Consider the following 4,640-nt stretch of genomic DNA (forward strand, 5'->3'; position numbering starts at 1 on the left):
TAGGGACTATACTTTAAAGTAATTCTTTAAAGATATATTTTTCATCATAATCTATTTCAAATTTCTCTAAAAATTCAATATATTCCTCTCGAAACGTCCTTTTTTTGTGATGAATTTCTTGATTCCGAATGTAATCAATGACACTATTAACTTGTGATTTGCTATAAGAAAACGCACCATAACCCTCTTGCCATTCAAAATGTCTGCTTGTTAGTTTATTTTCATTTATCCATAACGAAGAGCCTTGTTTAACATCTTTCATTAGATCAGAAATAGATTGTGACGGCCTGATTCCAATTAAAATATGAATGTGGTCTGACATTCCATTAATCGCCAAAAGTTTATGGTTATTGTTTCGAACTATTCCTGTTATATATTGATATAAATTATTTTTCCACTGAGTTTGAATAATTCCATATCTAAATTTTACTGCAAAAACAAAATGGATATGGATTTGGGTATATGTATTTGCCATAATTGTTAAGTCCCTGACAGGACAGCGTGAGTGGTTGCTAATTTTTCTACCAATATTTAGTTCCTAACGGAACTAATAATCTTACCAAATAGATTCTTGTAAAGCTAAAAAATAATCTGTTCAAATCCACCAAGTTTGTGACTCTTTTCAAATCCAAAAATACCACAAATAAAATGTTCTACAATTTTCATTTTCGGTTTTTCAATTTGTACTTTTGAAACTTCCAATAAGTGAATACATAACTATGAAAATCGTCATTTCGCCAGCCAAATCATTGAACTTTGAAAAAGCATTGCCAACTTCAAAATTTTCGGAGGCATTGTTTCTAAAAGAAGCACGTCAAGTTCATAAAGTATTGAAACAAAAATCGCCAAAAGAGCTGTCCGAATTAATGGATATTTCGGATAAATTGGCCGATTTGAATTGGCAACGCAATCAAGATTGGAAAACGCCTTTCAATCCAGAAAATGCTCGTCCTGCTATTTTTGCTTTCGATGGGGATGTATATACTGGTTTAGATGCGTATTCCATTCCAGTAGAAAAATTGGAAACACTACAAGACAGTTTAAGAATTCTTTCAGGTTTATACGGTATCCTTAAACCATTAGATTTAATGCAAGCCTATCGTTTAGAAATGGGAACTAAATTACCCATTGGCGAAAGCAAAAACTTATATGATTTTTGGAAATCTAAGGTTACAAAAGCATTGAATAAAGAACTCAAAAAAGGAGAATTGTTTATCAATTTGGCAAGTAATGAATATTTTTCGGTAGTCGATGTAAAAGGATTGAAAGTGCCTGTAATTACTCCTGAATTCAAGGATTACAAAAATGGAAAATTAAAAATAATCAGTTTCTTTGCCAAGAAAGCGAGGGGAATGATGGTGCGTTTTATCATCGATACCAATGCCGAAACCATTGACGATTTAAAAGGATTTAACTACGAAGGTTATCAATTTGACGCCAATTTATCTAAAGGAAATCATTTGGTTTTTACACGATAAAAAGATTGCAGAAGTATTAACCCTAGAAATATCGTATTTATCAACACAAAATCTGAATTCTAAAATCGTTAATCTGCAATCAAAAATCTAATGCATCGCATCAGCAGGATTAATTTTGTTTTTTCCTTTTTTAATCATCAGGATGAATGGAATACAAAGTAAGAACAAGATGCCTAAATACAGAAATACATCCATATACGTTAACACGGAACTTTGAACCATTACTTTATACTCGATTGCTTTATAGGCTTTTGCCAACGACTCATTGAAAGTGAAACCCTTTGACATAAAACTTTGCTGCATTCCCTGAACGGTTTGTTGCACTTGTAAAGAAGTTTTGTCAAGGTGAGAAATTAAATTCACACGGTGTTCCTGATTAAATCTTGCAATGAAAGTGGTGATGATGGCAATACCAAAAGAACCTCCTAATTGTCTCATCATACCTGTAAAAGCGGCACCTTCTCCGATTTGTCTGCCAGAAAGTGTCGATAAGGAAAGTGTTGTAATAGGAACGAATAATAATCCGAGACCAACTCCTCTTAAAATTAAAGGCCAAAACATTTCATCAGCACTAGTATCTGGTGTAATTATGTCGTGCATCCAGAAGGTAAAAAAGAAAAATATTAAGAATCCTACAGCTACCATATAAGCTTGTGGAACGCCTCGTTGAATCATTTTTCCAATAAAAGGCATCATAATTCCGGTAGTTATTGAACTTGGAATTAGTAATAAACCTGCGTCCAAAGCACTCCAACCTAAAACAGATTGGGTGTAAATAGGCACTATGAAAGTAGAGCCATATAAACCAAATCCCATAATAAAACTCATAATAGTTCCCACTCTCAAATTAGTATCTTTCAACACTTTTAAGTTGACAATAGGATGTTTGTAAGTGAGTTCTCTTTTGATGAAAAGGATTAATCCAAATAAGGATACGATACTTAAACTCAAAATCAAATTGTCGTTGAACCAGTCATCTTGTTGTCCGTGTTCTAAAACAAATTGTAAAGAACCGATGAAAGTTGCTAAAAAGGCAATTCCCCACCAATCGACTTGATTGGCTTTTAGTTTGTCACCATATTTTGGACTTTTGACAAACATTATCGTCAGTATAGTTGCCATAATTCCTATTGGAATGTTGATGTAAAAGATAAATGGCCAAGAAAAATGATCTACAATATAACCTCCTAATGGCGGTCCAAGCGTAGGTCCCACGATTACTCCCATTCCGTAAATTGCTTGCGCCATTCCTCTTTTGGCAATAGGATAACTTTCAGTAATGATTGTTTGTGCTGTTACTAATAAGGCTCCACCACCAAGTCCTTGAACGAATCGGAAGGCGACGAGTTCCCAAATATTATCGGCATTGCCACATAAAAAGGAGGAAACAGTGAAGATAATAATAGAGGCTGCAAAATAATTACGACGACCAAACTGTTGCGAAAGCCAACTTGTCATTGGAATTACAATAACATTGGCAATTGCGTAAGCCGTAATTACCCAAGCAATATCCGTAAGAGTCGCGCCAAGGCTACCTCGCATATTGTTTAAAGCCACGTTTACAATTGTGGTATCCACAATTTCAAGCAAGGCACATAGTACAGCGGTTATCGTAATGATAATCCTTCTGAAACCATATTCTACTAATTCGTCTTCCACCGTTTATTTTGGTATTTTAGATTAATTATTTGTCTTTTTCTAAAAAGGGTAGGATTAATTCAAATGAACATCAACATTTACATTCATTCCAGGACGCAATAATTTTATTTTTTCGGCATCGTTTGATTCATCCAAACTTATTTTTACAGGCAAACGTTGAATAGTTTTTACAAAGTTTCCAGTAGCATTATCTGGAGGCAATAAAGAAAATACGGAACCAGTTGCAGGTGAAAAGGAAGCTATTTCACCTTCGAAATTATAATCAGGATAGGCATCTACTTTGATGGTTACTTTTTGTCCAATAACCATTTTATCCAATTGGGTTTCCTTGAAATTAGCAATCACCCAAGCAGTTGAATTATTGATTATATAAAAAAGTGATTGTCCTGGTTGAACCAATTGTCCCGGTTGGATTTCAATTTTCGAAACCTGTCCGTCAATCGCAGCAGTAACGACAGTATAAGATAAGTTTAGTTTTGCAACGTCAAGTAAAGCTTTTGCTTTTTTGATATTGGCAGCAGCCACTTCAGTTTGTTTATTTGAAACTTTAGATTTGGCTATAATGGCTGTTTTTTGATAGGCACTCGCTTTTTCTTGTTGTTGCAAAATTCGAACCTGATTTTCAGCTTCTTGTTTGGCTGTTAATGCTTGCTCATATTGCTGTTTAGTGATTGAATGGTTTTTGTATAAATTATTATAACGATTAAAATCACTAGTAATTTGGTTCAATCTAATTTTTGCCGATTCAATATTTCCGCCAGCCGATTGAACATTGGCATCAGAAATCGAAATACTTGCCATAGCACTTCCTATGTCAGCTTTTGCTACTTCAAAACTTCCTTCAGCTGCAATTAATGCTGCGTTTGCCTCTTCTATTTTTAATTGAAAATCTCGTTTGTCAATGGTAAATAAAGTATCTCCTTTCTTTACAAAATCATTGTCTTTGATGTAAACTTTGCTAATATATCCTGAAACTTTAGGGATAATTGGATTCATATTTTTCTCAATTTGAGCGTCATCAGTGCCTTCGTGAGACAAGGAATGAAGGTATTTGAAACTGCCATAAACGACTCCAAAAACCACAAAAACCAAAAGGATAATTATAAATTTTTTATTTGTTTTTTTCTTTTCCATGGGATTGATTATATTTTTGAAAGATTGAATGATTGTGATAATTGTCCTGTTGCCGAAAGTAATTCGTAATATTTTTGGATGATATTGGCTTTTGCTAATGCGGTATTGATTTTCGAACTTAGTTGTTCTACATCGGCTTCAAGTAAGTCATTCGTATCCGAAAGGCCGTTGTCGTATTTGTCTTTTACAATTCGGTAATTTTCTGATGCTTGTTCGAATGCCTCAAGGTAAACTTGACTTTGTTTTAATGATAAATCATAGTTTTCAATGGCTTGTTTTACCTGAATTTTAATGTTATCAATAAGGATTTCTTGCAAATTTTGAACTTCAATCGATTTGCTTTGGGACAGTTTTACCATTGTGCCATTT

5 protein-coding genes are annotated in these 4,640 nt (G+C 33.8%); 1 reads left to right on the top strand and 4 read right to left on the bottom strand.

Features of this window, described 5'->3' with window-relative positions; genetic code table 11:
• Positions 1 to 13: 13 nt before the first annotated feature.
• On the bottom strand, positions 14 to 475 hold the full coding sequence (gene tnpA, locus PHC28_RS12250) for an IS200/IS605 family transposase (RefSeq protein WP_300100769.1): 462 nt from the start codon (positions 473 to 475) through the stop codon (positions 14 to 16).
• 244 nt (positions 476 to 719) lie between these two features.
• Between tnpA and yaaA the strand changes: the two genes are divergently transcribed.
• Positions 720 to 1,478, top strand: coding sequence for a peroxide stress protein YaaA (yaaA, locus tag PHC28_RS12255; protein ID WP_300100772.1), 759 nt, complete (start codon positions 720 to 722; stop codon positions 1,476 to 1,478).
• Positions 1,479 to 1,565: 87 nt separating this feature from the next.
• Here the strand turns inward: yaaA and PHC28_RS12260 are convergent, their stop codons facing one another.
• The 3 genes from PHC28_RS12260 to PHC28_RS12270 form a co-directional block, all read right to left on the bottom strand.
• A complete protein-coding gene (locus PHC28_RS12260; RefSeq protein WP_300100775.1) occupies positions 1,566 to 3,137 on the bottom strand; it encodes a DHA2 family efflux MFS transporter permease subunit in 1,572 nt (523 codons plus the stop codon).
• A gap of 54 nt (positions 3,138 to 3,191) precedes the next feature.
• Positions 3,192 to 4,271: an HlyD family secretion protein gene (locus PHC28_RS12265; protein WP_300100780.1), complete on the bottom strand. Its 1,080-nt coding sequence runs from the start codon at positions 4,269 to 4,271 to the stop codon at positions 3,192 to 3,194.
• 8 nt (positions 4,272 to 4,279) lie between these two features.
• A partial coding sequence (locus tag PHC28_RS12270) for a TolC family protein (RefSeq protein WP_300100784.1) occupies positions 4,280 to 4,640 on the bottom strand: 361 nt, incomplete at its 5' end.

Source organism: Flavobacterium sp. (genome assembly GCF_028712645.1).
In the GTDB taxonomy this organism is placed as follows: Bacteria; Bacteroidota; Bacteroidia; order Flavobacteriales; family Flavobacteriaceae; genus Flavobacterium.

What these genes read in the sequence shown, in the direction of transcription:
- tnpA (WP_300100769.1), bottom strand. Translation starts at nt 475, where the DNA reads ATGGCAAATACATATACCCAAATCCATATCCATTTTGTTTTTGCAGTA.
- yaaA (WP_300100772.1), top strand. Translation starts at nt 720, where the DNA reads ATGAAAATCGTCATTTCGCCAGCCAAATCATTGAACTTTGAAAAAGCA.
- PHC28_RS12265 (WP_300100780.1), bottom strand. Translation starts at nt 4,271, where the DNA reads ATGGAAAAGAAAAAAACAAATAAAAAATTTATAATTATCCTTTTGGTT.